Annotated in this window: 25 protein-coding genes and 1 pseudogene; 12 read left to right on the top strand and 14 right to left on the bottom strand. The window is 65.7% G+C overall.

What is annotated here, in order from left to right:
- Positions 1-25: 25 nt before the first annotated feature.
- Complete coding sequence (locus ABS45_RS08830; RefSeq protein WP_291555044.1) at positions 26-1,726, top strand: thiamine pyrophosphate-binding protein; 1,701 nt, start codon at positions 26-28, stop codon at positions 1,724-1,726.
- Here the strand turns inward: ABS45_RS08830 and ABS45_RS08825 are convergent.
- The 4 genes from ABS45_RS08825 to ABS45_RS08810 form a co-directional block, all read right to left on the bottom strand.
- On the bottom strand, positions 1,699-2,397 hold the full coding sequence (locus ABS45_RS08825; protein WP_291555043.1) for a Rieske 2Fe-2S domain-containing protein: 699 nt from the start codon (positions 2,395-2,397) through the stop codon (positions 1,699-1,701). The two genes, ABS45_RS08830 and ABS45_RS08825, sit on opposite strands and share 28 nt — an antisense overlap.
- A 60-nt stretch (positions 2,398-2,457) precedes the next feature.
- On the bottom strand, positions 2,458-3,804 hold the full coding sequence (locus ABS45_RS08820) for an FAD-dependent oxidoreductase (RefSeq protein WP_291555042.1): 1,347 nt from the start codon (positions 3,802-3,804) through the stop codon (positions 2,458-2,460).
- Between the two features lie 300 nt (positions 3,805-4,104).
- Positions 4,105-4,410, bottom strand: coding sequence for a hypothetical protein (locus tag ABS45_RS08815; protein WP_291555041.1), 306 nt, complete (start codon positions 4,408-4,410; stop codon positions 4,105-4,107).
- A 2-nt stretch (positions 4,411-4,412) separates the two neighbouring features.
- Positions 4,413-5,879, bottom strand: a complete 1,467-nt coding sequence (locus ABS45_RS08810) for a leucyl aminopeptidase (protein ID WP_291555040.1) — start codon at positions 5,877-5,879, stop codon at positions 4,413-4,415.
- 23 nt (positions 5,880-5,902) lie between these two features.
- Here ABS45_RS08810 and lptF point away from each other — a divergent pair, with 23 nt between their 5' ends.
- The 4 genes from lptF to ABS45_RS08790 all read left to right on the top strand — a co-directional run bounded on the left by lptF (position 5,903) and on the right by ABS45_RS08790 (position 10,376).
- Positions 5,903-6,997, top strand: a complete 1,095-nt coding sequence (gene lptF / locus ABS45_RS08805) for an LPS export ABC transporter permease LptF (protein ID WP_291555039.1) — start codon at positions 5,903-5,905, stop codon at positions 6,995-6,997.
- Entirely contained in the window at positions 6,994-8,094 is a 1,101-nt protein-coding gene (lptG, locus tag ABS45_RS08800; RefSeq protein WP_291555038.1) for an LPS export ABC transporter permease LptG, read from the top strand. Before lptF ends, lptG begins: the two co-directional genes overlap by 4 nt.
- A 56-nt stretch (positions 8,095-8,150) precedes the next feature.
- On the top strand, positions 8,151-9,092 hold the full coding sequence (locus tag ABS45_RS08795; RefSeq protein ID WP_291555037.1) for a CysB family HTH-type transcriptional regulator: 942 nt from the start codon (positions 8,151-8,153) through the stop codon (positions 9,090-9,092).
- Positions 9,093-9,224: 132 nt separating this feature from the next.
- A complete protein-coding gene (locus tag ABS45_RS08790; protein ID WP_291555036.1) occupies positions 9,225-10,376 on the top strand; it encodes a pyridoxal phosphate-dependent aminotransferase in 1,152 nt (383 codons plus the stop codon).
- 46 nt (positions 10,377-10,422) lie between these two features.
- Here ABS45_RS08790 and rng read toward each other — a convergent pair whose 3' ends face one another.
- Positions 10,423-11,913 carry a ribonuclease G gene (gene rng, locus ABS45_RS08785; RefSeq protein WP_291555035.1) on the bottom strand — a complete coding sequence of 497 codons (1,491 nt, stop codon included), beginning with the start codon at positions 11,911-11,913 and terminating at the stop codon, positions 10,423-10,425.
- A 28-nt stretch (positions 11,914-11,941) separates the two neighbouring features.
- Positions 11,942-12,562, bottom strand: a complete 621-nt coding sequence (locus ABS45_RS08780) for a Maf family protein (RefSeq protein WP_291555034.1) — start codon at positions 12,560-12,562, stop codon at positions 11,942-11,944.
- Between the two features lie 40 nt (positions 12,563-12,602).
- Between ABS45_RS08780 and ABS45_RS08775 the strand changes: the two are divergent.
- Positions 12,603-12,758: pseudogene (locus ABS45_RS08775) on the top strand (ABC transporter permease); the annotation flags it as partial.
- A 15-nt stretch (positions 12,759-12,773) separates the two neighbouring features.
- Here ABS45_RS08775 and ABS45_RS08770 read toward each other — a convergent pair.
- From ABS45_RS08770 to ABS45_RS08740, 7 genes are all read right to left on the bottom strand, one after another.
- The gene (locus ABS45_RS08770) at positions 12,774-12,980 is read right to left on the bottom strand and encodes a hypothetical protein (RefSeq protein WP_291555032.1); all 207 of its coding nucleotides are present in this window, start codon (positions 12,978-12,980) and stop codon (positions 12,774-12,776) included.
- A gap of 195 nt (positions 12,981-13,175) precedes the next feature.
- Complete coding sequence (locus ABS45_RS08765) at positions 13,176-13,430, bottom strand: hypothetical protein (RefSeq protein WP_291555030.1); 255 nt, start codon at positions 13,428-13,430, stop codon at positions 13,176-13,178.
- Positions 13,431-13,495: 65 nt separating this feature from the next.
- On the bottom strand, positions 13,496-13,963 hold the full coding sequence (gene rlmH, locus ABS45_RS08760; RefSeq protein WP_291555028.1) for a 23S rRNA (pseudouridine(1915)-N(3))-methyltransferase RlmH: 468 nt from the start codon (positions 13,961-13,963) through the stop codon (positions 13,496-13,498).
- A gap of 3 nt (positions 13,964-13,966) precedes the next feature.
- A complete protein-coding gene (rsfS, locus tag ABS45_RS08755; protein WP_291555026.1) occupies positions 13,967-14,707 on the bottom strand; it encodes a ribosome silencing factor in 741 nt (246 codons plus the stop codon).
- Positions 14,708-14,807: 100 nt separating this feature from the next.
- Entirely contained in the window at positions 14,808-15,746 is a 939-nt protein-coding gene (gene hemF, locus ABS45_RS08750; protein ID WP_291555024.1) for an oxygen-dependent coproporphyrinogen oxidase, read from the bottom strand.
- Entirely contained in the window at positions 15,743-17,017 is a 1,275-nt protein-coding gene (gene purD, locus ABS45_RS08745) for a phosphoribosylamine--glycine ligase (RefSeq protein WP_291555022.1), read from the bottom strand. The genes hemF and purD overlap by 4 nt, the downstream gene beginning before the upstream one ends.
- Positions 17,014-17,733 carry a YebC/PmpR family DNA-binding transcriptional regulator gene (locus tag ABS45_RS08740; protein WP_291555020.1) on the bottom strand — a complete coding sequence of 240 codons (720 nt, stop codon included), beginning with the start codon at positions 17,731-17,733 and terminating at the stop codon, positions 17,014-17,016. The genes purD and ABS45_RS08740 overlap by 4 nt, the downstream gene beginning before the upstream one ends.
- Before the next feature lie 64 nt (positions 17,734-17,797).
- Here ABS45_RS08740 and ABS45_RS08735 point away from each other — a divergent pair, with 64 nt between their 5' ends.
- The 5 genes from ABS45_RS08735 to ABS45_RS08715 all read left to right on the top strand — a co-directional run bounded on the left by ABS45_RS08735 (position 17,798) and on the right by ABS45_RS08715 (position 22,270).
- The gene (locus ABS45_RS08735) at positions 17,798-19,321 is read left to right on the top strand and encodes a helicase HerA-like domain-containing protein (RefSeq protein WP_291555018.1); all 1,524 of its coding nucleotides are present in this window, start codon (positions 17,798-17,800) and stop codon (positions 19,319-19,321) included.
- 19 nt (positions 19,322-19,340) lie between these two features.
- Positions 19,341-20,183, top strand: a complete 843-nt coding sequence (locus ABS45_RS08730) for an enoyl-CoA hydratase-related protein (RefSeq protein WP_291555016.1) — start codon at positions 19,341-19,343, stop codon at positions 20,181-20,183.
- 80 nt (positions 20,184-20,263) lie between these two features.
- The gene (locus tag ABS45_RS08725) at positions 20,264-21,223 is read left to right on the top strand and encodes a pyridoxal-phosphate dependent enzyme (protein ID WP_291555013.1); all 960 of its coding nucleotides are present in this window, start codon (positions 20,264-20,266) and stop codon (positions 21,221-21,223) included.
- Between the two features lie 14 nt (positions 21,224-21,237).
- Positions 21,238-21,867: a uracil phosphoribosyltransferase gene (gene upp, locus ABS45_RS08720; protein ID WP_291555011.1), complete on the top strand. Its 630-nt coding sequence runs from the start codon at positions 21,238-21,240 to the stop codon at positions 21,865-21,867.
- Positions 21,868-21,895: 28 nt separating this feature from the next.
- Positions 21,896-22,270 carry a pyridoxamine 5'-phosphate oxidase family protein gene (locus ABS45_RS08715; protein ID WP_291555010.1) on the top strand — a complete coding sequence of 125 codons (375 nt, stop codon included), beginning with the start codon at positions 21,896-21,898 and terminating at the stop codon, positions 22,268-22,270.
- Positions 22,271-22,362: 92 nt separating this feature from the next.
- Here the strand turns inward: ABS45_RS08715 and ABS45_RS08710 are convergent, their stop codons facing one another.
- Entirely contained in the window at positions 22,363-24,108 is a 1,746-nt protein-coding gene (locus ABS45_RS08710; protein ID WP_291555008.1) for a nitrite reductase, read from the bottom strand.
- Between the two features lie 242 nt (positions 24,109-24,350).
- Between ABS45_RS08710 and ABS45_RS08705 the strand changes: the two genes are divergently transcribed.
- Complete coding sequence (locus ABS45_RS08705; RefSeq protein ID WP_291555007.1) at positions 24,351-26,603, top strand: TonB-dependent hemoglobin/transferrin/lactoferrin family receptor; 2,253 nt, start codon at positions 24,351-24,353, stop codon at positions 26,601-26,603.
- The last annotated feature ends 19 nt before the right edge of the window (positions 26,604-26,622 follow it).

Below are 26,622 nucleotides of genomic sequence, written 5' to 3'. Positions count from 1 at the left end.
CCGCCACACCGACTGGAACGCCGCCATGTCCGCACCACAAACCTCTCCCGCACGCACCGGCGCGCAGATGCTGGTCGATCAACTGTCGCTGCAGGGCGTGCAGCAGCTTTTTTGCGTGCCCGGCGAGAGCTACCTGGCGGTACTCGATGCCCTGCACGACGCGCGCATCGCCGTCACCGTCTGCCGCCAGGAAGGCGGTGCGGCGATGATGGCCGAGGCGCAGGGCAAGCTCACCGGCCACCCCGGGATCTGCTTCGTCACGCGCGGCCCCGGCATCGCCAACGCCCTGGCCGGCATCCACATCGCACAGCAGGATTCCACGCCGCTGATCGTCTTCGTCGGCCAGGTGGCGCGCGATGTGCTGCACCGCGAGGCCTTCCAGGAAGTGGACTACGGCGCGGTCTTCGGCAGCATCACCAAATGGGCGGTGCAGATCGACGATGCGCGCCGCATCCCGGAGCTGGTGGCGCGCGCCTTTCATGTGGCCATGAACGGGCGGCCCGGTCCGGTCGTCGTTGCACTGCCCGAGGACATGCTGACCGACCGCGTGAGCGCAGCCGATGCACGGCCCGCCGCAGTCGTGGAAGCCGCGCCAGACGCCGCAGCGCTGCAAACCCTGACCGAACTTCTGGGCGCGGCGCAGCGCCCGATGGTGATCGCTGGCGGCAGCCGCTGGTCGGCGCAGGCGGTGGCCGATCTGGGCGCCTTTGCACGCCACTGGCAGCTGCCGCTGATCACCGCCTTCCGCCGCCAGACGCTGTGCCCGTTGGATCACCCTGGTGCCGCGGGCGACCTGGGTCTGGGCGCCAACCCTGCGCTGCTGCAACGCCTGCGCGGCGCCGATCTGGTGCTGGCACTGGGCACGCGCCTGGGCGATGTGCCCTCGCAGGGCTACACCCTCTGGCACATCCCGACACCCGCACAGACGCTGGTTCATGTCCACGCCGACGCCGAAGAACTGGGGCAGGTTTACCAGCCGCGACTTGCCATCCACGCCACGCCCCAGCCCATGGCCGCGGCACTGGCCGCCCTGCCCGCGCCCAAGGCCATGCCCTGGGCCGAACACACCCGCGCTGCCCACGCCGACTACCTCGCCTGGACCGACCCCTCGCGCATTCACATTCCGGGCGATCTGCAGATGGGCGCCGTGATGCAGCACCTGCGCGCCGTGCTACCACCCGACACCATCGTCTGCAGCGGCGCAGGCAATTTCACCATCTGGGTACACCGCTTCTGGCCCTTTGGCGCCTGGGCCAGCCAGCTTGCACCGGTCAGCGGCTCTATGGGCTACGGCCTGCCGGCCGCCGTTGGTGCCAAGCGCCTGTGGCCGGAACGCGAGGTGATTGCCTTCGCCGGCGATGGAGATTTTCTGATGCACGGCCAGGAATTTGCCACCGCCGTCCAATACAGCCTGCCGATCACCGTCATCCTGCTGGACAACGGCATGTACGGCACCATCCGCATGCACCAGGAACGCCACTACCCGGGCCGTGTCAGCGCCACCGACCTGAAAAATCCGGATTTCCGCGCCTACGCCCTGGCCTTTGGCGGGCATGGCGAGCGGGTGGAGCGCACCGAAGACTTCGCGCCCGCCCTGGCGCGTGCGCGTGCCAGCGGCAAACCAGCGCTGATCCACTGCCTGATCGACCCGCAAGCCATCACGCCATCGGCAACCATCGCCAGTCTGCGAAAAGCGGCTCAGCAGGCCGGCACTGCCTTGGAGTAGGCGCTCAGCGGCACCGCCACCACGCTGCCCTCCACCTCCTGGCGGTACACGCCAGGGCCGTACTGCTCTATCAGGTCGGCCTTGAAATTCTGGAAGAACCGCTCGAAGAATTTCTGCCCGACCGTCCCGGTGGCCGTCAGCTGGTCTGTGGCCGGGTCCCAGGCCAGGCGTACCGGCATCAGCGGGTTTTGCGTCGGCCCGGTCACGCGCGCGCCGCCTTGCGCCGGGTCGTACACGCTGCCATGGGCACAGCAAACGATGCGACCTGGGCCACCGCCCAGTTCGCTGCCCGACGCGGCGTAGCGCAGATAGCTCGCCGCCGGGGTCGGATAGCTGAGCTGGTGGGTACACACCGCCACAAAGGCAACCAGGCTGCTGGCCGGCCCAACACCTTCCGGATTGGTGTAACTGCCGTCATCCGGCGATGTCAGCTCTTGGGTGGCAACCCTGCGATCACCGAGGTTGATCAAATAGCAGGGAATGCCCTTGAGCGGATAGGCAAACACCAGGGCTTCCTGCGTACCGACTTGCGCGGCCTTGAGCGGGGTGCCATCGGGATGCACCAGTTTGACATGCGCGTAGTCTTGCATCGCAGTGGCCCAGGCGGGCAAGCCCTGCGCCAGCAAGGCGCCCGTGCACGCCTGGGCAAAGCAGCGACGATCCATCAGCATCCCCAAATATGAAAGACTGGAGAAAGCCACCACAAGGGTGGCCTGGACGAGAACTGCGCGTCAGGCGTTGAACATGTCGCGGTACAAGCCCTTGGCCCATTCCAGCGTGGCCTGGCCTTTGGCGGCATCGCGGTTGTTGAATACCTTGGTGTCGGGCGAGAAGCCGGTGATCGCATCCTTGCCCGCGTCGTACACATAGTGCGCCTTGACGGAGATCGCCTCCATCGGAAAGGCGTTCACCACCGAGTAGCAGATGGTCTCTGGCGTGGTCCAGCTGATTTCCTTGCCCTGCGCCCGCGCGGCCAGCACCTTGGCGACGTAGTGCGCCTCGGTGTTGGAAGTATTGGCGCTCTTGGAATACGGATGGGGACGCGAATCGCCGGTCACGTACACCGAAGTATCGCCAATGATGTTGTAGAAGCGCGTATCGATATTGGCCTCGAACTGGTTGGATTTGGTGGCCGGTGCCATCAGGCCGAGCTGCTCGATCAAGGTTGACGCGCGCACGTTGGGATAGATCGCTGCATCGGTGAACTGCACGCTGTCGAAATCGGTCTCTATCGTGCGTTTGACTGGATCGACGCCCTTCACGGCGGCATTGGGGCGGTATTCGAGGATGCCCTTGTAGAGCTGGTCGAACGCGGCGTGAAAACCCTCCGCCTTGATCGTCACCTCGGGGTTGGCGTCGAGGATCACCACCTTGCCCTTGATCTTGTTGTGCTTGATGAGCGAGGCGATCAGGCAGGCGCGCTCATACGGCGCGGGCAGGCAGCGGTAATTGCCGCTGGGGACGGTCTGCACGAACACGCCGCCCTCGAACTCGCGGATCTTGCGGTGCAGCGTGACGTGTTCGATCGGCGAGACAAAGCCGCCGGGATACACCTGCCGCAGTGCCGTCTGGGTGTCGATGTCCTTGACACCGATCTTGCCGTAGTCGTAGGAGATGCCGGGGGCGATCACCAGATAGTCGTACTTGATGTCGCCTTCGCTCGTCACCAGGGTTTTGCCCGCACGGTCCAGCCCTGTCACCGTGGCATTGAAGTACACATACTTGTTGTTGACCGCGGCATCCAGGAAGCTGTGGTTGGCCAGGTTCTCCAGCGTGATGAGGCCGGCATACCACAGGTTGCTGGTGAAGCACGAGGAATACATGTCGCGCTTTTCCACCAGCACCACATCAAATTGCGGGAATTCCTTCTTGGCGTATTTGGCAATCGTCAGACCCGAAGTGCCACCGCCCACCACCACCAGCCGCGGCCCCCTGGCCTTGGGCAGCGCCGCCATGCGGCCGGTACCCACCGCCGGCCCGGCAGCCGTTGCGCAGCCACTGCCGCCCAACATCACGCCAGCGGCACCTGCCGCGGCGGCCAATCCGCCATTCCTCAAAAACCCTCTGCGATCCGACATGGAAATCTCCTTTGCGTTGCGGTGAAACAAGGTTCACGCTGCAAACGCAAGTCGCCGGACAGAGGCTACGGACACAAGAACGAGGCATCAGGCACAAGCGCCCTGGAACACCCTCTGCTTCAGGACGCCAGGTCCGGTGAGACGCACACCGCAAAACACTGGAGCCGGGACTCGCGAGATTGCCTCCGTGTCCCTCTGCGCTGCATTCTAAGCAGGTGTATTCATCGTCGCAAATATATGCAAATATCCAAAATGCATAGCGCATGGCGCTGATGGAGCATGCGCTACAGGCTTGTTTTCCTACAAATTCCCGCGTGGAGGCTGTTCCGCCAGGGCCTGGGCCACCGCCTCCCGCACCAGCGGCCGCAGCTCGTCCAGCACCTGGTGCACGGCCTGATCCAGGCGTGCCTGCAACAAGGTGTGCACGCGCTGCGCAATGGCGCTCTCCATCTCCGCCGCTTCACGGGGCGGCGTGACCACCGGCAGCTCAGGGATCACGGGTTCAGGCGTTGCCAGCGCAGCGGGCGGCGCCATGACCAGTGGCGGCAGGTGCACCACGTCGGTCAAGGTCGGAATGAAACGCGGCAACGGCCTGGGTTCGGGCATGGCTACTTTCCGCGTCCCGCGCCACGAGAGACGCTGGCCGCAGTCACAAGGTAGTGCACCAGCAAGCCTACCGGTCGCCCCGTCGCGCCCTTGGCAGCCCCGCTCTTCCATGCCGTGCCGGCGATATCCAGATGCGCCCAGGGATAGCTGCCGACAAAGCGCTGCAGGAACTTGGCTGCAGTCACCGCACCGGCATCGCGCCCTGCCACATTGGCGACATCGGCGAAGGCGCTCTTGAGCCCTTCGGCGTAGTCGTCATCGAGCGGCATGCGCCAGCACGGATCCAGCGCCTGCTCGCCTGCGGCCTGCAACTGCGCCGCCAGCGCCTCGTCGTTGGCAAACAGGCCGCTACGCACCCCGCCCAGCGCGACCACGCAGGCGCCGGTGAGCGTGGCTATGTCCACCACGGCGGCAGGCTTGAAGCGCGCCGCATACGCCAGCGCATCGCACAGTGCGAGGCGCCCTTCGGCATCGGTGTTGAGAATTTCTATGGTCTGGCCGCTCATGCTGGTGACCACATCACCGGGCTTCACCGCCTTGCCGTCGGGCAGGTTTTCGCACGCGGGAATCAGCCCGACGACATTGATCTTCGGCGTGAGCTCGACCAGCGCGCGGAAGGTGCCGAGCACACTCGCCGCTCCACCCATGTCGAATTTCATCTCATCCATGCCGGCCGCCGGCTTGATCGAGATGCCACCCGAATCGAAGGTGATGCCCTTGCCTACCAGCACCACCGGCGCCTGCCCCTTGGCGGCACCCTGGTAGTGCAGCTCGATGAAGCGCAGCGGCTCGCTGGAGCCCTGCGCCACCGCCATGAAGGCACCCATGCCCAGCTTGGCCACCTGCGCCGGACCATGCAGCTTGCACTGGATGGACTTGTGTTTGGCCAGCGACCGCGCCGCGTCGCCCAGCAGCGTGGGCGTGGCGTGGTTGGCCGGGCGGTTGGCCCATTCGCGCGCAAACTCGACCCCGGCGACCACCGCCACCGCCGTATCGAACGCGTCGCGTACCTCGGCCTTCGCCGGCACGCCGATCACGGCCCGCGCCAGGGATCGCGGCTCGGGCTTGCTCTTGGTGCTGGTGTAGACGTAGCTGATCTCGGCCAGCGAACGCACGACGACGGCGACCACATCGGGCTGCGGCGCCTGGGCAAACACGGCTACCAGCTGCTGGATGCCGCGCACCTTGAGCACCGGCGCCAGCGCCAGCACCGCCTTGCGCACCGCAGCCGCGCTGCCATCGCCAGCGCCCAGCAACACCACCCTGCGCGCGGCCACCCCAGGCGGCGCGTAGCACTGCAGCAGGCTGGCGGCGCGGGTTTGCAAATCGCCCTGTTTGAGCGCCAGCGCTGCCAGCGACGAAAGCGCATCCTGGCCTGGCGCAAAGCCTTCGGCCACGAGCAGCACCAGCAAATCGCAGCGCTGGGACGGGGCGGCGGCAAGCGCCAGCGTTTTCAGTTCAAAATCCATGGTTCTTCGTTCCCTTTGATTCAATGTTATTCGATTCATCCCTGCGCAAGGAGCTCTCGCGCAGCTTCGGCGCCACCCTGGTCGTGATCGTCACCATCGTGATGACCATCATGCTGGTGCGGACGCTGGGACAGGCCTCGCGCGGCAGCGTGGATCCCGGCGACGTGCTGCTGGTGATGGGTTTCACCGTGCTGGGGCAGCTGCCGACCATCCTCAGCCTGAGCCTGTTCGTGGCCATCGTCAACACGCTCTCGCGCATGTACCGCGACAGCGAGATGGTGATCTGGTTCGGCGCCGGGCGCGGGCTTTTCAGCATGCTGGCGCCGCTGCTGCGTTTTGCCTGGCCCATCGTGCTGGCCGTCGGCGCGCTGGCCCTCGTCATCTGGCCCTGGGCCAACCAGCAGATCGACGAACTCAAGACCCGCTATGAGCAACGCAGCGACGTGGACCGCATCGCGCCCGGCGAATTCCAGGAAACGGCCGGCGGCTCGCGCGTGTTCTTCATCGACAAGGACACGCCCAGCGCCAACACCGCCAGCAAGATTTTCGTCGCTACCACCGCGCCTGACCGCGAAACCGTCACCTCCGCCAAGAGCGCGCGTCTGAAGATCGAAGACGGCCAGCGCACGGCGCTGTTGTCCAACGGCGAGCGGCTGGAAATCCTGCTCGCCAAGCCGGGGCTGCGCATCAGTGAATTTGCCGAGTACGGCACACGCATCGGGCAGGCGCAGGCGTCAGACCATGGCGCCGGCTCCACCAAAACGGCGACCACGCTGGCACTCATCGAAAGCAGCTCTCCCGTGCTGCGCGCCGAGCTCGGCTGGCGCCTGGGGCTGGTGTTTGCCGTGCTCAACCTGGTGGTGCTGGGGCTGGCCGTGGCGGTGGTGCAGCCACGGGCCGGGCGTAGCGCCGGCGTGATGTTTGCGCTGTTCGCCTTCATGGCCTACTACAACCTGATGAATGTCGGGCAGAGCTGGGTCGGCGCCCAGCGCCTGAGCCTGCCGGCACTGGTGCTGGGCCTGCACGGCGGGATGCTGGCCGTCGGCCTTCTGGTGCTCGCGGCGCGCCACAACCACTGGAGCTGGCGGGCATTGCTGCCGCGCCGGCAGGCCGCATGAAAACCCTGCGCCGCTACATTTTCCGCGAGGTGGCCCTGAGCGTCGGCTTCGCCACATTGGCCTTTGTCGCACTGTTCTTCTTCTTCGACATGGTCGACGAGCTGCGCAGCGTGGGCGTGGCGGGCGGCAGCTATCCGCTTTCCACCGCGCTGCTCTATGTGCTGTTGCGCCAGCCGCAGCACATCTATGAGCTGCTGCCCATCACCGTGCTGATCGGCACGATTTTCGTGATGGCGCGCCTGGCGCAAAACTCTGAATTCACCATCATGCGCACCAGCGGCATGGGGCCCTGGAAAGCACTCGGGACCGTGCTGATTCTCGGGCTGCTGTTTGCCACGGGCACCTTTGCCATCGGTGACTACATCGCCCCCGCCAGCGAACGCGCGGCGCAGATCGTGCAAGCGCGGCAATTCGGGCCGCTCAGCGCCGGTGCCACCGGCGCCTGGCTCAAGGAGCAGCAGGGCAGCGATGCCTACGCCGTCAACGTCCGCGCGCTGGAGCCTGACGGTCTGATGCGCGGCGTGCGCATCTTCGGTTTCGATGCGGACGGCCATGTGCTGATGACGGTGCATGCACAGCAAGGCAGATTCAATGCCGACGGCTGGGATCTCACCGGCGTGCAGCGCAATGTCTTCGCGCATCCCGCCAGCGACCAGGCGCAGGTGCAGCGCCTTGCCGAAGATACCTGGCACTGGCCGACGCAGATCACGCCGACGATGGTGGCGGCATCGCTGCTGAACCCGCAGAAGATGGCCACGCTGGACCTGTTCAACTACGTGCGCCACCTGCAGGCCAACGGGCAATCGGCGCAGCGCTACGAGATCGAACTCTGGCACAAGGTGTTCTACCCGCTCTCCTGCCTGGTGATGGTGGTGCTCTCGCTGCCCTTCGGCTACCTGCACTTTCGCTCGGGCGGTATTGCCGGCTACGTGTTCGGCGGCGTCATGGCAGGCATCAGCTTCTTCCTGCTGAACAACGTGTTCGGGTTCGCCGGCAATCTGCAGAACTGGTCGCCCTGGCTCAGTGCCGCGGCCCCGGGGCTGATTTACTCCGTGCTTTCACTGGCGGCTTTCAGCTGGCTGGTGCTGCGGCGCTAGCGGGCTATCCCGAACGCCGGCGGCATAATGGTTGCCATATTCAATAGCGTTTGGTTATGAATCTGCACCAATTCCGCTTCGTCCAGGAGGCCGCGCGGCGCCAGCTCAACCTGACCGAAGCCGCCAAGGCGCTGCACACCTCGCAGCCCGGCGTCTCCAAGGCCATTCTGGAGCTGGAAGACGAGCTGGGCGTGGACATCTTCGCGCGCCACGGCAAGCGCCTCAAGCGCATCACCGAGCCGGGCCAGCATGTGCTCAAAAGCATTGAAGTGATCATGCGCGAGGTGGGGAACCTGAAGCGCATCGGCGAGCAGTTCAGCGCCGAAGACAGCGGCACGCTCTCCATCGCCACCACCCACACCCAGGCGCGCTACGTGCTGCCGACGGCCGTGGCCAGGCTGCGCGAGCAATACCCCAAGGTCACCATCAGCCTGCACCAGGCCAAGCCCGACGAAGTGGCGCGCATGGTGCTTGATGAGGCGGCGGAGATCGGCATGGCGACGGAATCGCTGTCCGACTACCCTGACCTCGTCACCCTGCCCTGCTACGAATGGCAGCATGTGCTGGTACTGCCCGCCACACACCCGCTGGCAAGCCGCGAGCGCATCGACATCGAAGACCTGGCGCATGAGCCCCTTGTCACCTATCACCCGTCCTTCACCGGCCGCAGCCGCATCGACCAGGCCTTCGCCGCGCGCCGACTGCAACCGCGCATCGTGCTGGAGGCCATGGATTCGGACATCATCAAGACCTATGTGCGCCTGGGCATGGGCATAGGCCTGGTGGCCGAGATGGCCACCCACGAAGGTCTGCCGCCGGAGCTCGTCGCCCGCCCCTGTGGGCATCTGTTTGGCCGCAGCGTGACGCGCATCGCGCTCAAGCGTGGCGCCTGGCTGCGCCATTTTGTCTACCGCCTGGCCGAACTGGTCAGCGACCGGCTGACGCGCGAGCTGATCGAGCGCGCGATGTCCGGCCAGGCTGAGGACTACGGACTTTGAAAGAGGTTCAGCGTTGGGCGTTCAGCGTTCAGCGTGAACTTCCGAGACGCGCACCGCTTCCTCACGCTCACCGCTCACCGCTCACCGCTCACCGCCCACCGCCCACCGCTCAACGCTCAACCTTCCCCCCTGATGCCCACCCCTGCCATCACCAGCCGCCTGCCCCAGGTCGGCACCACCATCTTCACCACCATGTCGGCGCTGGCCGTGGAGCATGACGCCATCAACCTCGGCCAGGGCTTTCCGAATTTCAACTGCGACCCGGCGCTGACCGAGGCCGTGGCACACGCCATGCAGGCGGGCCACAACCAGTACCCGCCGATGGCCGGGGTGCGCGCGCTGCGCGAAGTGGTGAGTGGCAAGACCGAAGCGCTCTACGGCCACCATTACGACGTGGATGCCGAGGTGACGATCACCGCCGGCGCGACGCAAGCCATCCTCACCGCCATTCTGTGCTGCGTGCATCCGGGCGACGAGGTCATCGTGCTCGATCCGTGCTACGACAGCTACCTCCCGAACGTCGAGCTGGCGGGCGGCGTGGCAGTGCATGTGCCGCTCACGCCGCACGGCTTCCAGCCCGATATGGCAAAAATCGCCGCCGCGATCACGCCGCGCACGCGCCTCCTCATCATCAACTCGCCGCACAACCCGAGCGCCAGCGTCTGGAGCCGCGAAGACATGCTGGCGCTGCAAGAGGTGCTTGCGCCCACCAACGTGCTGCTGCTCTCTGACGAGGTCTACGAGCACATGGTCTACGACGGCGCGCCGCATCAGAGCGCCGCGCGCTTTGCCGGCCTGGCCGAGCGCGCCTTCGTCGTCTCCAGCTTTGGCAAGACGCTGCACGTGACAGGCTGGAAGATCGGCTCGGTCTGCGCCCCGGCCGCGCTGATGGCGGAATTTCGCAAGGTGCATCAGTTCAACGTCTTCAGCGTCAACACACCGATGCAGCACGGCATCGCCGCCTACATGGCCAGCCCCGCCAGCTACCAAGGATTGAGCCGCTTTTACCAGGCCAAGCGCGACCTGTTCCGCGCCGGTCTGGGGCACACGCGCCTCAAGCTCCTGCCCTCCTCGGGCAGCTTCTTCCAATGCGTGGACATCTCTGCCGTGAGTGACCTGGGGGATGCCGAGTTCTGCCAGTGGCTCACGCGCGAGATCGGCGTGGCGGCCATTCCACTGTCGGCGTTCTACGCCGACGGCTTCGATCAGCGCGTGGTGCGTTTTTGCTATGCCAAGCAGGACGAGACGCTGCACACCGCGCTCGCCCGGCTGAAAAAACTATGATTTACATAGCTTGTCGCGCTTTACCAGCAAGTGTTACAAGCCTATTTCATAGCAAAACAATATCGTACTGCTCCTGAGCCAGCGCATTTTCGGCGCGCAGCGAGATCGGTTTGCCGATGAAGTCCGACAGGCCCGCGAGATGCTGGCTCTCCTCATCGAGAAACAATTCGATCACCTTGGGCGCGGCGATCACGCGAAATTCCCTGGGGTTGAACTGGCGCGCCTCGCGCAGCACCTCGCGCAGAATGTCGTAGCAGACGCTGCGCGCGGTTTTCACCTCGCCGACGCCGGCGCAGGTGGGGCACGGCTCGCACAGCATGTGCGCGAGCGACTCGCGCGTGCGCTTGCGCGTCATCTCGACGAGACCGAGCGGCGAAAACCCGCCCACCACGGTTTTGACCCGGTCGCGCGCGAGCTGCTTGCGAAATTCGGCCAGCACCGCCTCCTGGTGTTCGGGGCGCAGCATGTCGATGAAATCCACCACCACGATGCCGCCCAGGTTGCGCAGCCGCAGCTGCCGCGCAATGGCTCCGGCCGCCTCCAGATTGGTCTTGAAGATGGTCTCGTCGAAATTGCGCGCGCCGACGTAGCCGCCGGTGTTCACGTCCATGGTGGTGAGCGCCTCGGTCTGGTCAACGATCAGGTAGCCGCCGGACTTGAGCTCCACGCGCCGCCCGAGCGCGCGCGCGATCTCCTCGTCGATGCCGAACAGATCGAAGATCGGCCGCTCGCCCTTGTACAGCTGCAGCTTGGCGGCTGCCTTGGGCATGTACTCGCTGGCGTACGCCTGCAAGGCCGCGAACTGCTCGCGCGAATCGATGCGCACCGTCACCGTCTGCTCGCCGACCAGATCGCGCAGCACACGCTGCAGCAGGCTCAGGTCCTGGTGCAGCAGCGACTGCACCGGCAGGCGCTGCGACGCCGCGCGTATGCCCGCCCAGGTCTTGCGCAGGTAGGCAATGTCTTCGGCAAGTTCGGTGTCGCTCGCATCCTCGCCATTGGTGCGCAGGATGAAACCGCCGCCGCCACCACCGCCGCCGCCCTCCTTTTCGCCCACCAGCGCGATGAGGCGCGTGCGCAGTGCGTCGCGCTCCTCCTGCGGAATTTTTTGCGACACGCCCACGTGCTGGTCCTGCGGCAGAAACACCAGCAGGCGCCCGGCCACGCTGATCTGCGTGGACAGGCGCGCGCCCTTGGTGCCTATCGGGTCCTTGATGACCTGCACCATCAGCGGCTGACCGTCGAAGATCAGCTTCTCTATCGGCGTCTGCACCTCGCCCTTGCGTGGCGGGCCATCGCCACTCTCGCGGTGCTGCCAGACGTCGGCCACGTGCAGGAACGCCGCGCGCTCCAGGCCGATGTCGATGAACGCGGACTGCATGCCCGGCAGCACGCGCGCCACCTTGCCGAGGTAGATATTGCCCACCAGCCCGCGTTCGAGCACGCGCTCGATGTGCAGCTCCTGCACCGCGCCGTTTTCCACCACCGCGACACGCGTGTCCTGCGGCGACCAGTTGATGAGGATGTCGTTTTGCATGTCGGGTTTTCGTTTCCCCGATCATGCATCAAGGCGCAAGCACGCCGGCCGCGCGCAGCAGCCGCGCAGTCTCGAACAGCGGCAGACCCATGATGCCGCTGTAGCTGCCAGAGAGATGCTCGACATGCTGCGCCGCCGCGCCCTGGATGGCGTAGGCCCCGGCCTTGCCCAAGGGCTCGCCGCTGGCGACGTAGGCGTCGATCTGCGCCGCGCTCATGGGCGCAAAGCGCACGCGAGAAACACTGAGTGCCGCCAGCCGCCGATCGCCATCGACCTGCAGCGCAACGGCGGTGAGCACGCGGTGCTCATGCCCGGCAAGCTCAGCCAGCATGCGCCGCGCCTCGCTGGCATCCGCCGGTTTGCCGTAAATGGTGCGGCCCAGCGCCACCGTGGTGTCGCTGCAGAGAATCGGCGCGGGCCGCAGACTTCGACGTTCGCGCCGTGCCACCGCTGCATCGAGCTTGAGCGCCGTGACGCGCTGCACGTAGGCGCTGGGCGATTCGCCCCGGCGCAGCACCTCGATCGCCTCCACATCCTCGGCTACATCACCTGGTGCGTTCGCCAGCAGCAATTCATGGCCCACGCCGAGTTGGTCGAGCAGCTGACGCCGACGAGGGCTTTGCGAGGCCAAGTAGATGAAATGCGTCATCGCTTCATTTTGGCTCAATCCCGGGCGTTTCTGCCTGGACATCCTGTCAGCCGAGAGGCGTTTCGACATCAACACCGTGATGGCAGGGATCCGGGTGCTCACGGCCTTTGCGCTGGCGCTCGAAGAAATGGTCGACGCGATCGAAAAGCGGCTGATGGCGTGGCAGCCGAGGGCGGGGGAGACGGAGAGGTTGTGAGCGCCGCGCGCCCAGTCAGGCCTGGTCTTGCTTCAGGGGATTGCGGATGCGAAGTTGTGGAAATTGGCTGAAATCCCTGTCTGCCGTCCACAACTCATCATGCACGCCGTGGCCCAGGCAAATCGCCGCGATACGTGCATCGTGCACCATCGGCCTGCGAATATTCCCATGCTTGAGAAGCTCGCCCAGCGCACGCCAATGCTCTCCTGTTTCATTGCTCACACGCACGCTCCGCCGACGTGGGCTGCTTGAAGATGCGGGGGTGGGTGACTACCGAGTAGAACTCGTGCAAGCAAGGCCAGGCGATCGCCCAGGGCGCGCGCCCCTGCGCCAGCACACGCAGGCATCGCTCTGCCGGCACATGAAAGGGGCTATCCGATCGGTGGGCGTACACCAGCACCTTGGTATCGACCGCAATCACGCGCCGCGCCCTTCGTAAGCAACGTCACGCACCTGCTCCCAACGGGCCGATTCAAATTCCGGCGTGTAGCCGCCCTTTCCGCGGAAGCTCGCGTCGTGCAGGACGAAAGGTGCACTCTCGGGCGGCCGCGCCATCGCGCCACGCAGTCCCTGCTCGATCAGCGCCTTGAGCGTCATGCTGCGCTCGGCAGCGTAACGCTTGGCCTGTACGAACAAGGGCTCAGGCAGCTCAATGGTGGTTTTGATCGTCATGAGTCGTCTTTGAAATACGGGTACCCGTATTCTCAAAACCAAGGCGGATCATCACAACACGCCGCTCACTCACGGTGGTACGGATGCCCCGCATTCACCGACCAGGCGCGGTAAAGCTGCTCGATCAGGAGCACCCGCACCAGCACGTGCGGCAAGGTCAGATCCGACAGGCGAATGCGTTCGTGCGCGGATTGCAGCAGCGCAGGATCGAGGCCATCGGGGCCGCCGATGACAAGCGCCACGTCGTCGCCGCCGAGTTGCCAGTCTTTCAGCCGCGCGGCCAGCGCGTGCGTGGTCAGGCGCGTGCCATGCTCGTCGAGCGCCACGCGGCGCACGCCGCGCGGGATGGCAGCTTCGATGCGCTCACGCTCGGCCGCCTGCAGCGTCTGCACGGTTTTGGAGCCGCGCGGCTCGGTCTTGATGGCCTTGAACTCTACTTTGAGTTCGGGCGGAAGGCGCTTGGCATAGTCGTCCCAGGCGGTTTGGGCCCAGGCGGGCACGCGCTGGCCCACCGCGACGATGCCCAAGCGCATCGGCTAACCTCGGGTGCGACCGATGGCGCCAGACTTTTTTGCAGGCGCCTTGCGGGCAGCGGACCCGACCGGCGCCTTCTTGGCCGCTGGTGCGTTGACAACGACGGTTTTCGCGGGTGCCGCCTTCCTGGTGGGTGCCTTCTTCACGGCAAGCTTGCGGTCGGCCGCGCCCGTTGCCGCAGGCTGCCTGGTGGACGCTGCCTTCCTGGCTGGTGCCTTTTTCGCAGCCACCGTTGGGACCGGTGTTGCCTTCAGAGGAGCCTTCTTTGCGACGACCTTCTTGGCAGGCGCCTTCCTGGCCGCAGCCTTGCGCGCCGGCGTCGCTTGCTCGTCCGGTGGCGCGATGAGCGAACGCGGCTTGGCCGCGCCGATTTTCATGCGCACGGGCTTCTCGCCCCAGATGTCTTCGAGCCGGTAGTACTGGCGAATCGTCGGTTGCATGATGTGGCAGACCGCCGCGCCGCAGTCGACGATGATCCACTCGCCGTTGTCCTCGCCCTCGCTGCGCGGCTTGGCAAAGCCGGCATCGCGCACCGCGTCGCGCACGCTCGCGGCCAATGCCTTGGTCTGGCGGTTGGAGTTGCCGCTGGCGACGATCACGCGCTCGAACAGCGGTGAGAGGTGCTCGGTATCGAACACGCGGATGTCTGCCGCCTTCACGTCTTCCAGACCGTCAACGATGGCGCGCTGCAGTTTGGTGATCAATTTTTTGGCGGCAGCGTCTGAGGCGGGTGCAGTGGTCATCGGCAATGGGAAGGTAGTGTTGGGGAATGCACAGTGTCGGGGATTTGGATTTTTAGATCAAATATGGCTGCAGCGCTTTACAGGCAAGCGCTGACAGCTATCAAATCCACGAACGCGGCTTGAGATAGTGGCTGGTCAGACGCTCTTCGGGCGAGCCCGGTTCGGCCTTGTGCCGGTAGCTCCAGGCGGCCAGCGGCGGCATGGAGAGCAGGATGGACTCGGTGCGCCCGCCCGATTGCAGGCCGAAGTGCGTGCCGCGGTCCCAGACCAGATTGAATTCGACGTAGCGCCCGCGCCGGTAGAGCTGGAAGTCCCGCTGCCGATCACCGTAAGGCATGTTCTTGCGCGCATGCACGATGGGCAGGTAGGCGGTGAGCAGGGCATCGCCCACGCTTTGCAGCATGGCAAAGCCCTGCTCGAAGCCGAGCTCGGAAAAGTCATCGAAAAAGATGCCGCCTATGCCGCGCTGCTCGCCGCGGTGCTGGTTGCAGAAGTAGTCGTCGCACCAGGTTTTGAAACGCGGGTAGAGCTGCTCGCTGTAAGGCTTGAGCGCATCGCGGCAGACGCGGTGAAAGTGCACCGCGTCTTCGTCGAAGCCGTAGTACGGCGTCAGGTCCATGCCGCCGCCAAACCAGCACACCGGTTCCTGCCCGGCGTGACCGGCGGCGATCATGCGCACGTTCATGTGCACCGTCGGCACATAGGGGTTGCGCGGGTGGAACACGAGCGAGACACCCATGGCCTCGAACGGCGCGCCCGCCAGCTCCGGGCGATGCTGCGTGGCCGAGGGCGGCAGCTGCGGGCCGCTGACGTCGGAAAACCCGCAGCCCGCGCGCTCGAACACCAGGCCACCCTCGATGATGCGGGTAATACCGTTGCCCTGCAGCTTTTCGCCGGCCGGTTTTTCCCAGGCATCGGTCAGCGCGCGCGCGCCGCCCACGCCTTCGATTTCTTCGAGCGCATTCATGATGCGTGCCTGCAGCCCCACGAGGTAGCTGCGCACCGGCTGCACCGTTCCCGCCGGATTGAATTGGCTCATTTGATCGCCCTGTGTCCTATGTCGTTGCGGTAGTGCGCGCCGTCAAAGTGGATGGCGTGCACCACCTCGTAGGCGCGCTGCTGTGCCTGGCGCACGCTGTCGGCCAATGCCGTCACGCACAGCACGCGCCCGCCCGTCACCCGCAGCGTGCCATGTTCCAGTTGCGTGCCCGCATGAAAGACCACCGCATCGTCCTGCTCGGGCGCGATGCCGGTGATCGTGTCGCCCTGGCGCGGGTGCTCAGGATAGCCATGCGCGGCCATCACCACGCCCAGCGCGACGCGCCTGTCCCACTGCAGTTCCACTCCATCGAGTTTGCCATCCACCGCCGCGTTGATCAGATCGACCAGGTCGCTTTTCAGACGCATCAGGATGGGCTGGGTCTCCGGGTCGCCCATGCGGCAGTTGAATTCCAGCACCTTGATCTGGCCCTGCTGGTCGATCATCAAGCCGGCGTAGAGAAAGCCGGTGTAGGGAATGCCGTCCTTTTCCATGCCGCGCACCGCCGGCAGGATGACCTCGCGCATCGCGCGCGCGTGCACGTCGGCGGTGACCACTGGCGCGGGCGAATAGGCGCCCATGCCACCGGTGTTGGGACCAAGGTCGCCATTCTTCAGCCGCTTGTGATCCTGGCTGGTGGCCAGAGCCGCCACATGCCGCCCGTCCGAGAGCACGATGAAGCTGGCTTCTTCACCCTCGAGGAACTGCTCGATCACCACGCGCGCCACACCCTCATCGGCACCGCCATAGGCGTTGTCCACCAGCATGAAATCGACCGCCGCATGGGCTTCTTCCAGGGTTGCCGCCACCACCACGCCCTTGCCCGCTGCCAAGCCGTCGGCCTTGATGACGATGGGAGCACCCAACCGGTCAACGAAGGCGTGTGCCGCCACCGGGTCGGTGAAAGTGTCGTAATCGGCCGTGGGGATGCCGTGGCGGCGCATGAAGGCCTTGGAAAAGGCCTTGGAGCTCTCCAGTTGCGCCGCCGCGCGCGTTGGTCCGAAGATGCGCAGGCCCCGGGCGCGAAAAACGTCGACCACGCCGGCGGCCAGCGGCGCTTCGGGTCCGACCACCGTCAGGCCGATCTTGTTGGCAACGGCCCAGTCTGCAAGCTGCTGCACATCGGTGATGGGCAGGTTCTCCAGCCGCGGCGACAAGGCCGTGCCGCCGTTGCCCGGCGCCACGTACACCTTGCTGGCCTTGGGCGAAGCCACCAGCTTCCAGGCCAGCGCGTGTTCGCGCCCGCCACCGCCGATCACGAGGATTTTCATAGTGCAGCGTTGTGGTAGACGTCCTGCACGTCGTCCAGGTCTTCGATCATGTCCAGCAGCTTCTGCATGCGCTCGGCATCGTCGCCGGAAAGCTCGATGGTGTTTTCGGCCCGCATCGTCACCTCGGCGACTTCCGGCGTGAGGCCGGCGGCTTCCAGCGCCTGCTTCACCGCCTCGAAGCTGGCGGGCTCGGTCAGCACCTCGATCGCGCCTTCATCATCGGCGATCACGTCGTCGGCGCCCGCCTCCAGCGCCACTTCCATCACCTTGTCCTCATCGGTGCCGGGCGCGAAGATGAGCTGGCCGCAGTGCTTGAACTGGAACGCCACCGAACCTTCGGTGCCCATGTTGCCGCCGTACTTGCTGAACACGTGGCGCACGTCGGCCACGGTGCGCACGCGGTTGTCGGTCATGGTGTCGACGATGATGGCCGCGCCGCCTATGCCGTAGCCCTCGTAGCGGATTTCCTCGTAAGTCACGCCGTCCAGGTTGCCGGTGGCCTTGTCGATGTTGCGCTTGATGGTGTCGGCCGGCATGTTGGCCGCCTTGGCCTTGTCGATCGCCAGGCGCAGGCGCGGGTTGGCCGTGGGGTCGCCCCCGCCGGTGCGCGCCGCCACCATGATCTCGCGCACCACGCGGGTCCAGATGCGCTGGCGCTTTTCATCCTGACGCCCCTTGCGGTGCTGGATGTTGGCCCATTTGCTGTGTCCTGCCACGACGCTTTCCTTTGATCTGCTTTGGTTTAATCTGCAGCCTGCGATTCTACTTTTTGAGGATGCCATGGCCGACCCCCTTCTGATTGCCCAGAACGGCACCACCCTTTGCCAGTTGTTGCCAGGCCTGGCCAACCGCCACGGCCTGATCACCGGCGCCACCGGCACCGGCAAGACGGTGACGCTGCAAAAGCTCACGGAGGCGTTCTCGCGCATCGGCGTGCCGGTCTTCATGGCCGACGTGAAGGGCGACCTGACCGGCATCAGCCAGAAGGGCAGCGTGGGCGGCAAGCTGGCCGATGTGCTCAAGGAGCGCGGTCTCCCGATCCCGGAACCCACCGCCTGCCCCACCACGCTGTGGGACGTATTCGGCCAGCAGGGCCACCCGGTGCGAGCCACCATCAGCGACATGGGGCCGCTGCTGCTTGCGCGCATGCTCGACCTGAACGAAACGCAATCGGGCGTGCTCAACCTGGTGTTCAAGATCGCCGACGACAACGGGCTGCTGCTGCTCGATCTGAAAGACCTGCGCGCGATGCTGCAGCACGTTGGCGACAACGCCAAGGAGTTCACCACCAAGTACGGCAACATCAGCAGCGCCAGCGTTGGCGCGATCCAGCGCGGCCTGATGCAAATCGAGACCCAGGGCGGTGACCAGTTCTTCGGCGAGCCCATGCTCAATATTGAAGACTTCATGCAGACCGTGGGCGGCCAGGGCGTGATCAACGTGCTCGCCGCCGACAAGCTGATGCAGGCGCCGCGCCTGTACGCCAGCTTTTTGCTGTGGATGCTGTCGGACCTGTTCGAACGCCTGCCCGAAATCGGCGACCCGGAGAAACCCAAGCTGGTGTTTTTCTTCGACGAGGCGCACCTGCTGTTCGCCGACGCGCCCAAGGTGCTCATCGAGCGCATCGAGCTCGTCGTGCGCCTGGTGCGCTCCAAGGGCGTGGGCGTGTACTTCGCGACGCAAAACCCGCTGGACATTCCCGACACGGTGCTGGCGCAATTGGGCAACCGCGTGCAGCACGCGCTGCGGGCGTTCACTCCGCGCGACCAGAAGGCGGTCAAGGCCACGGCCAGCACCATGCGGCCCAAGGCGGGGCTGGACATCGAAGCGGCAATCACCGAACTCGCCGTGGGTGAGGCACTGGTGAGCCTGCTGGACGCCAAGGGGCGCCCGAGCGAGACCGAGCGCGTCTACGTGCTGCTGCCCGGCAGCCAGCTCGGGCCGATCACCGCCGAGCAGCGCCAGGCACTCATCAAGGGCTCACTCGTGGCCGGCACCTACGACACCGCAGTCGACCGACAATCCGCCTATGAGCTGCTGGCGCAGCGCGGCGCCAACGCCACGGCTGGCGCGACAGGCACGGCCGATGCCAGTGCCGGTGCCGGCACGCCCGAAGCCCAGGGCGGCGGCATGTTCGACGGCATAGGCACGATGGTGAAAGAGGCGCTGTTTGGCCGCACCGGCCCGCGCGGCGGCCAGTACGACGGGCTGGTGCAGAACATCGTCAAGGGCGAGGCCAGGCGCATGGGGCGCGAACTGCTGCGCGGCGCGCTGGGCAGCCTGATCGGCGGCAAGCGCCGTTGAACACCAGGAGCAAGCCACCATGCAGCACTTGCAGCTCACGATTGAAAACAACATCGCCCACCTGGTTCTGAACCGCCCCGAGGCGCTCAACACCATGGGGCCGCGCTTCTGGCGCGAGCTCGATGAGGTGCTCGATGCATTGCACCGCGGCAACGAGGCGCGCGTGCTGCTCATCAGCAGCCGCGGCAAGCATTTCAGCGCCGGCATGGCGCTGGATGTCTTTGGCAGCGCGATTCAACTGGATGACGGCAGTGCCGCCGGCCGGGCGGCGATCTCCGACCTGCTGGCCGAGTTGCAGGCCACCTTCACCCGGCTGGAGCTGCTGCGCATCCCGGTGATCACCGCCATCCAGGGCGGCTGCATCGGCGGCGCGGTCGACCTGGTGACCGCCGCCTGCATGCGCTATTGCACGCGCGATGCGTTTTTCTGCATTCAGGAGATCAACATCGGCATCGTCGCCGACGTCGGCACGCTGCAGCGCCTGCCCAAGCTCATCCCCATGGGGGTGGTGCGTGAAATGGCCTATACCGGCCGCCGCCTGCCCGCCAGCCGTGCGCTCGCCACCGGCCTGGTCAACGAAGTTTTCGACACGCAAGAGGCGATGCTGGAAGCGGCGCTACAAACCGCCCGCGAGATCGCCGCCAAGCCACCCGCCGCCCTCTGGGGCAGCAAGCAGGCGCTGAACTATGCGCGCGACCATTCCGTGGCCGACAGCCTGCAGCAGATGGGCTGGCTGCAGGGCGTGGTCTGGAGCGGTGCGCAGGTGCAGGAGGCCGTGAGCGCCATGCAGCAAAAGCGCCCGGCCACGTTCGCGCCGCTGGCGACGCTGCAGCGTTTCATGGATGCTTCATCCGACGTTTGAACTTGTTTTTTGATAGCTGCTACCACATATAGGGAAAGCGCTGGAGCCATATTTGACTTGAAGATAGCGAGGTGCACGCCATGTCCCTTCCCACCCCCGAAGACGTCCAGGCCGCCGCACGCTTGCTCGCGGGCGTGGCGCCGCGCACGCCGGTGCTGCGCTCGACGACGATAGACCAGTTGTTCGGCGCTCAGCTGTACTTCAAGTGCGAGAACGTGCAGCGCACCGGCTCGTTCAAGTTCCGCGGCGCCTACTGCGCCCTCGCCCAATTCAGTGAGCCGCAGCGCGGCAAGGGCGTGCTGTCGTATTCCTCAGGCAACCACGCGCAGGCGATCGCGCTGGCGGCGCGGCTGCACGACATCCCGGCGCTGGTCGTGGTGCCGCACGATGCCGACGTCGCCAAGATGGAAGCAGCGCGCGGCTATGGCGCGCAGGTGGTGACCTACGACCGCACCAAGGAAGACCGCGAGGCGCTGAGCCAGCGCCTGGCGCTGGAGCGCGGCATGAGCGTGGTGCCGCCGGCCGATCACCCGCAGGTCATCGCGGGCCAGGGCACGGTGGCGCTGGAGCTGCTGCAAGACTTTCCCAGGCTGGACTACCTCTTCGTTCCCGTCGGCGGCGGCGCGCTGCTCGCGGGCAGCCTGCTGGCTCGCGAGGCGCTGGGCAGTGACTGCGAAATCGTGGGGGTCGAACCCGAAGCCGCCAACCGCGCACGGCAGTCACTCAAAGCGGGGCACCCCGTGACCATCGCTCACTCGCGCACCATCGCCGATGCGGCGCAGGCGACAGCGCTGGCCCCGTTGGCGTTTGACATCATCCGCAGCGCCGCGCCGCCGATGCCCAGCGCCACCGATGCGCAACTGCTGGACGCGCTGCGCTTCTTTGCCCAGCGCATGAAGCTGGTGGTGGAGCCCACCGGCGCACTGGCCTTTGCCGGCGCGCGCGACGGCGGCATGGACATCCGTGGCAAGCGCGTGGGCATCATCGTGAGCGGGGGCAATGTCGATCTGGCGCGCTACGCTCGCTTTCTTTCCGATTGAATCCAACCCTTTTCATGAGCAACATTCACGTCATCGAACACCCGCTGGTGCAGCACAAGCTCACGCTGATGCGCAAGAAGGAGGCCAGCACCAGCAGCTTTCGCCGCCTGCTGGGCGAACTCGCCTCGCTCATGGCCTATGAGGTCACGCGCGACATGCCGCTGCAGGAGGTGCAGATCGAAACCCCGCTGGAAACGATGACGGGCAAGGTGATCGACGGCAAGAAACTGGTGCTGGTGTCCATCCTGCGCGCCGGCAACGGCTTTCTGGACGGCATGCTCGATGTCGTGCCCGGTGCGCGCGTGGGCCACATCGGCCTGTACCGCGACCCGCAGACGCTGCAGGCGGTGGAGTACTACTTCAAGATGCCCTCCGAGATGGTCGAGCGCGACGTGATCGTCGTCGATCCGATGCTGGCCACCGGCAACTCCGCCAGCGCCGCGCTCACGCGCCTGAAGCAGACCCATCCGCGCTCGATCAAGTTCGTCTGTCTGCTGGCCGCGCCGGAGGGCATCGCCACGCTGCAGGCTGCACACCCCGACGTCCCCATCTACACCGCGGCCATCGACCGCCAGCTGAACGAGCACGGCTACATCCTGCCAGGCCTGGGCGACGCCGGCGACCGCATCTTCGGCACCAAGTGAGCACCATCCACCTCAAGAGGCATGAACCATGAGCATTCCCGTTGAACTTCCCGAACTCGCGCAGACCATGGCGCGCTATCGCTTCGCCTACCTGCTGACCGGCACCGATCACGGCGCGCCGCACGCCGTCGCCGTCTCGCCGGTGCTGCAGGCGGGCGTGCTCACCATCCAGGGTGTGGGGCGGCGCACCGGCAAGAACCTGGCTGCCCGTCCCGAGGTCGGTCTCGTCTGGCCACCGGCAGACGCCGCCGGCTACTCGCTGATCGTCGATGGCACGGCCAGCGTGGTGGGCGAGCAGATCCAGATCCAGCCCACACGCGCCGTGTTGCACCGCTCCGCGCCCTCGCCCGAGCCGGCGGCGCCTGGCGCCTGCGGCTCGGACTGCAAGGAAATCACGCTGTAAGCCGTTGCACCCGCCCAAGCAAAAGGCCAGCGTTGCGCTGGCCTTTTGCGTTGCCGGGGCCCGGTGCGCGATGCACACCGGGCCTTGCCGCATCAATACACGTCGTGCTGCGTGTTGTAGACGTTGAACTTGCCGGTCGGCGTGACGATGCGCTTGTCGTCGATCACCGCCTTGCAGGTGCGCGTCTTGTCGTCCACCACCACGATGGCGGATTGCTTGTCCTTGGCGCTCCAGACCGAGAACCAGACCTCGTCACCCTTCTGGTTGTACTCGGGCTGCACCACGCGCTTGGCGCCGTCGTCCTTGAGGTTGGCGCAGGCCGCGATGTCGATGATCTGCGGCGCCTTGGACAGGTCGCGGATGTCGAACACCGCCACGCTCTGGCTGATCTTGGCATCCGGGTTGAGCGTGGTGTCGACCCACAGGTTGTTGGACTTGGGGTGCGTCTTGATGAACAGCGAACCACCGCCCTGGCCCTTGAGCGACTGCACCACCTTCCAGGCGTTGCCCTTGTGACCCTTGGGGTCGGTGCCGATGATGGCGATGCTCTCGTCACCCAGACCCGAGGTGGCCCAGACCGGGCCGTACTTGGGGTGCTTGAAGTTGGCGCCACGACCCGGGTGGGGAATCTTGCCCACGTCGATCAGCGCCGCCATCTTGCTTTCCTTGGTGTCGACCACCGCGATCTTGTTGGACGAGTTGGCCGCCGTCAGGAAGTAGCGCCCCGATGCATCAAAGCCTCCGTCGTGCAGGAACTTGGCGGCATCGAGCTGCTTGGCCTTGAGGTTGACCAGATCGGTGTAGTCCACCATCCAGATCTTGCCGGTTTCCTTGGCGTTGACCAGGAACTCGGGCTTCTGATGACTGGAGACGATGGCCGCGACGCGCGGCTCGGGGTGGTACTCGTTGTCCACGGTCATCCCGCGCGTGGAGACGACCTTGCGCGGCTTGAGCGTATCGCCATCCATCAGCACGAACTGCGGCGGCCAGTAGGTGCCGGCGATCGCGATCTTGTCTTCCCAGCCCTTGAACTTGGAGGTCTCGACCGAACGCGCCTCCAGGCCGACCTTGATTTCGGCCACGTTGTCGGGCTTTTCCATCCACAGGTCGATCAGGTTCAGGCGCGCGTCGCGGCCGATCACGTACAGATAGCGGCCCTTGGCGCCCATGCGCGAGATGTGCACCGCGTAGCCGGTCTTGACGATGTTGATGATTTCCTTGGTATCGCCATCGATCAGCGCAATCTCGCCGGCGTCGCGCAGCGTCACCGAGAAGATGTTCTCGATGTTGTACTTGTTCATCTTCTTCGTCGGGCGCTGCGCCAGCGGCACGTATTCCTTGCGCGACTTCTCCATGTCCTCGAGCGAGAACTCGGGCGGCGTGGGCGGGTCGTGCTGGATGTAGCGCGCCATCAGGTCGACGGTGGCTTCGTCAAAATCGCCCGAGGTCAGCCAGTTGGGCATGCCCGCGGGCGAACCATAGGCGATGAAAACTTTCAGGTACTCGGTGCCCTTGGGCACCGTCACATCGGGCGTCAGTGCCTTGCCGGTCGCGCCCTTGCGCAGCACGCCGTGGCAGCCGGCGCAGCGCTCAAAGTAAATCTGGCGCGCCTTGTCGAACTCGGCCTCGGTCATCGGCGGCGCCTTGGCGTTGCTCGTCGGGTGCATGGCCTCGCCGGTCGAGGCATAGGGCGCGCTCTCAAACTTGGCCTCGGGGCTGGTGGTTTTGGTGGTCGGACCGTCGGCCTTGGCGGGCTCGCCAGCCTTCTGGGCCACCGCGGTCATGGCCATCGTCGACAGCAGCAGGGCGGCCAAGCTGGTCAATGGGCGGATTTTCATTGGGCAATCCTCTCTCGTTCCTTGGTTCGAAGCCGCCCTGCTACCTCTGGCGAGCCATCCGGGGGCGGCATGAAAGACCGGTGACCGTCGCACGCATTATCCCTACTGCCCTCCTGCGTTTTCTTGATTTAGAACAAAACTTCACATTCGCTGTCTCGTAAGTGATAACCCTAGGTTTTCTCTCGTACGATCCTAGGTACATCAACGCTATCCAAGTTCGCGACCAGTTGACTTGTTTCTTCATGTTTCAATCATTTTTTACCTCTCGATGGCTGCCCCGTTGGCGCCCGCTGCCCCTTTGCGCCCTGCTCGCCTGCCTGCCACCGGCCCATGCGCAACCTGCCGCCCAGCTGCCGCCGATGGTGGTCAGCGGCTCGATGCAGGAGCAGTCGGCGGATGACTTGCCCCAGTCCATAGACACCATTGGCGCCGAGCAACTCGAAGAGCAGCAAAGCCAGACCTTGCGCGATGCGCTGCAGGATCTGCCCAATACCTCGGTGCGCACCGCGCCTGCGCGCCTGGCGGTCAGCGCCGCCTCAACGGCTTTCGCACGCGACGGCAACACCGGCATCAACATCCGCGGCATCGGCGGCAATCGCGTCCTGATGACGGTGGACGGCATCCGCATGCCGCGCAGCTATGTCTCGCGTTCGGCCATCTTCGACCGCGAGTACCTCTCGCTGGAACTGGTCAAACGCGTCGAGCTGCTGCGCGGGCCGGCCTCGGCGCTCTACAGCTCGGACGCCCTGGCCGGGGTGGTCAATTTCGTCACCTACAACCCCGAGGATTTTCTGCGCGCTGGCGACGCCGGTGAGCCGAAAACGCTGGGCGGGCGCGCCGCCGTGCAGTGGGCCGGCGAGAACGACGGCAAGACCCTGGCCGCCACCGTGGCGGGCCGGGCCGGCGATGTGGCGCAGTGGATGCTCACCGCCAGCGCCAGCCGCTCGCACGCCACCGAGACCATGGGCAGCAACAACGCCCCCAATGCCGACCGCACCACGGCCAACCCGGAACACGATCGCGACCAGGCGCTGCTGGCCAAGCTGGTGCTGCACCCCGGCAGCGGCCAGCGCCATACCCTGACGCTGGAGCATGTGCAGCGCCACGCGAACACCGAGCTACTCTCCAGCCGCACCGTGCGGCCGAGCAGGCCCGGCGACGTGCTGCGCGAGAGCTCGCGCTACGCCGCCGGACGCGACCGCCTGGCATGGGATGCGCATTACCGCGTCGACAGCGCCTGGGCCGACCAGCTGCGCACCGTGCTGGCGCTGCAGCGCGGTGATTCGCGGCGCGTGGGTGAGAACGATCTCAACAGCGGCGTGCACCGCGTGCGTGACAACCACTACGACGAGCGCATCTGGCAACTCGATCTGCAGGCAGAAAAAATCCTGCGCTCAGGCGCCTGGACGCACCGCATCGCCTACGGCGCTCAGGCGACACGCAGCAGCATCACCAATCTGTACGACGGCCTGAACCCGCTGCCGCCGGACGTGTTCCCGCTCAAGCGTTTTCCCGACACGCGCGAAACCGGTCTTGCGGCCTATGTGCAGGATGAATCCGTCTGGGGCGACTGGACCGTCACGCCGGGCCTGCGCATCGAGCGCACGGCGGTGGACGTGACCAGCCAGGCGGGCTTTTATCCACCCTCGCCGCAACCCGGGCAGTCGCTCACCGCATCGGCAGTGCTGCCCAAGCTCGGCGTTCTCTGGCGCGCGACGCCCGCGTGGAGCCTTTTCGGCCAGTATTCACAGGGCTTTCGCACGCCAGAACCCGGACAGCTCAATGACCGCTACGAAGCCATCGTGCCCGGCACGCATGTGCTCATCATCCCCAACCCGAATCTCAAACCCGAGCGCAGCCGCGGCCTCGAGCTCGGTGCGCGCGCCCGTTTCGAGCGGCTGCAGCTGGATTTCACCGCCTTCGTCAACCAGTATTCCAACCTGATCGTCGATGCCGAGCTGGTCAGGGACACGCCCACCGAGCGGCTGTTCCAGACCGTCAACGTCGGCCGTGCGCGCATCCACGGCTTCGAATTCAAGGGCCGCTACGACTGGGGCACGGTGGCCGGCGGGCGCCTTGCCGGCACCTTTGCCTGGGGCATGGCGCGCGGACGCAATCTGGACAGCGGCAAACCATTGAATTCGGTCGATCCGGCACAGCTTGCTCTGGGCCTGCGCTACGACACCGCGCCCTGGTCGCTCTGGGCCACGGCGCGCCACCGGCTGGCAAAGAAGCCGGGAGATATCGACAGTGGCAGCATCTTCAATTCGCGGCCCGAGGTGCAGTTTGCCCCGCCGGCCTACACCACGCTGGACCTGGGCGCGCAATGGCGGCCCGCCAGGGACACGCGCATCAACATCGCCATCCACAACCTCACCAACCGCAAGTACTGGCTCTGGCCTGACGTCTACGGGCAGACTGCCAACGCGCCGGTACTCGATGCCTACTCGCAGCCCGGGCGCAGCCTGCGGATCTCGCTGGTCAAGGATTTTTGATCAAAAATGGCTGTAGCGC

This window comes from Comamonas sp. SCN 65-56 (genome assembly GCF_001724135.1).
Lineage (GTDB): Bacteria > Pseudomonadota > Gammaproteobacteria > Burkholderiales > Burkholderiaceae_C > Comamonas_C.
Note: the sequence above shows the minus strand (reverse complement) of the source record. Positions and strands in the feature narration are given on the sequence as shown.

Excerpts from the sequence above, each read along its gene's own strand:
- ABS45_RS08830 (WP_291555044.1), top strand. The coding sequence starts at position 26 with ATGTCCGCACCACAAACCTCTCCCGCACGCACCGGCGCGCAGATGCTG.
- ABS45_RS08825 (WP_291555043.1), bottom strand. The coding sequence starts at position 2,397 with ATGCTGATGGATCGTCGCTGCTTTGCCCAGGCGTGCACGGGCGCCTTG.
- ABS45_RS08820 (WP_291555042.1), bottom strand. The coding sequence starts at position 3,804 with ATGTCGGATCGCAGAGGGTTTTTGAGGAATGGCGGATTGGCCGCCGCG.
- ABS45_RS08815 (WP_291555041.1), bottom strand. The coding sequence starts at position 4,410 with ATGCCCGAACCCAGGCCGTTGCCGCGTTTCATTCCGACCTTGACCGAC.
- ABS45_RS08810 (WP_291555040.1), bottom strand. The coding sequence starts at position 5,879 with ATGGATTTTGAACTGAAAACGCTGGCGCTTGCCGCCGCCCCGTCCCAG.
- lptF (WP_291555039.1), top strand. The coding sequence starts at position 5,903 with ATGTTATTCGATTCATCCCTGCGCAAGGAGCTCTCGCGCAGCTTCGGC.
- lptG (WP_291555038.1), top strand. The coding sequence starts at position 6,994 with ATGAAAACCCTGCGCCGCTACATTTTCCGCGAGGTGGCCCTGAGCGTC.
- ABS45_RS08795 (WP_291555037.1), top strand. The coding sequence starts at position 8,151 with ATGAATCTGCACCAATTCCGCTTCGTCCAGGAGGCCGCGCGGCGCCAG.
- ABS45_RS08790 (WP_291555036.1), top strand. The coding sequence starts at position 9,225 with ATGCCCACCCCTGCCATCACCAGCCGCCTGCCCCAGGTCGGCACCACC.
- rng (WP_291555035.1), bottom strand. The coding sequence starts at position 11,913 with ATGCAAAACGACATCCTCATCAACTGGTCGCCGCAGGACACGCGTGTC.
- ABS45_RS08780 (WP_291555034.1), bottom strand. The coding sequence starts at position 12,562 with ATGACGCATTTCATCTACTTGGCCTCGCAAAGCCCTCGTCGGCGTCAG.
- ABS45_RS08765 (WP_291555030.1), bottom strand. The coding sequence starts at position 13,430 with ATGACGATCAAAACCACCATTGAGCTGCCTGAGCCCTTGTTCGTACAG.
- rlmH (WP_291555028.1), bottom strand. The coding sequence starts at position 13,963 with ATGCGCTTGGGCATCGTCGCGGTGGGCCAGCGCGTGCCCGCCTGGGCC.
- rsfS (WP_291555026.1), bottom strand. The coding sequence starts at position 14,707 with ATGACCACTGCACCCGCCTCAGACGCTGCCGCCAAAAAATTGATCACC.
- hemF (WP_291555024.1), bottom strand. The coding sequence starts at position 15,746 with ATGAGCCAATTCAATCCGGCGGGAACGGTGCAGCCGGTGCGCAGCTAC.
- purD (WP_291555022.1), bottom strand. The coding sequence starts at position 17,017 with ATGAAAATCCTCGTGATCGGCGGTGGCGGGCGCGAACACGCGCTGGCC.
- ABS45_RS08735 (WP_291555018.1), top strand. The coding sequence starts at position 17,798 with ATGGCCGACCCCCTTCTGATTGCCCAGAACGGCACCACCCTTTGCCAG.
- ABS45_RS08730 (WP_291555016.1), top strand. The coding sequence starts at position 19,341 with ATGCAGCACTTGCAGCTCACGATTGAAAACAACATCGCCCACCTGGTT.
- ABS45_RS08725 (WP_291555013.1), top strand. The coding sequence starts at position 20,264 with ATGTCCCTTCCCACCCCCGAAGACGTCCAGGCCGCCGCACGCTTGCTC.
- upp (WP_291555011.1), top strand. The coding sequence starts at position 21,238 with ATGAGCAACATTCACGTCATCGAACACCCGCTGGTGCAGCACAAGCTC.
- ABS45_RS08715 (WP_291555010.1), top strand. The coding sequence starts at position 21,896 with ATGAGCATTCCCGTTGAACTTCCCGAACTCGCGCAGACCATGGCGCGC.
- ABS45_RS08710 (WP_291555008.1), bottom strand. The coding sequence starts at position 24,108 with ATGAAAATCCGCCCATTGACCAGCTTGGCCGCCCTGCTGCTGTCGACG.
- ABS45_RS08705 (WP_291555007.1), top strand. The coding sequence starts at position 24,351 with ATGTTTCAATCATTTTTTACCTCTCGATGGCTGCCCCGTTGGCGCCCG.